Origin of the sequence: Lactobacillus sp. UMNPBX19, from assembly GCF_002553805.1 — a bacterium.
Classification (GTDB): Bacteria; Bacillota; Bacilli; order Lactobacillales; family Lactobacillaceae; genus Lactobacillus.
Map to the genome: position 1 here is coordinate 1 of NZ_PCYR01000098.1, position 493 is coordinate 493.

At 39.1% G+C, this 493-nt stretch carries 1 pseudogene; it reads left to right on the top strand.

Features of this window, described 5'->3' with window-relative positions:
• Nucleotides 1-493: pseudogene (locus tag CP370_RS09250) on the top strand (cytochrome P450); the annotation flags it as partial.

A 493-nucleotide genomic window follows, 5' to 3' on the forward strand; every position in this document is an offset into this window, starting at 1 on the left:
GAGCTTCGTGAAGAAGCAGATGCTCCAGTAGCAAAAGCAGAATTTCTGACAGAAGAAATTACAACCGTTTATGGAGAAGAAGCAGCGCGTAAATTTTATAATCCTGAAAACTTCAAGCGGGAAGGGTCTATGCCAAAAGGAGTATTGAAAACTTTATTTGGTGAAGACGGCGTACAGACGATAGATGGAAAGAAACACCATCAACGTAAAAATTATTTCATGGATTTGATGACTCCAGAACGTATGGAAGACTATAGAGCTATTCTAGATCAAAATCTTGCAACCGAACTCGATCAGCAACATGGCACTTTTGAGTTATTCGACCTTTCTAAAAGAGTTCTCTTTAACTCTATTTGTGAATGGGCTGGAATTAATCTAGCACAGTATGATCCGAAAGAAATCGATAAGCTTGCTAGTAATCAAATATCCATGATTAGCGGAGCCATCACTTCTCCAACGGACCACTTGAAAGGAGTAAAAGACCGTAACGAAT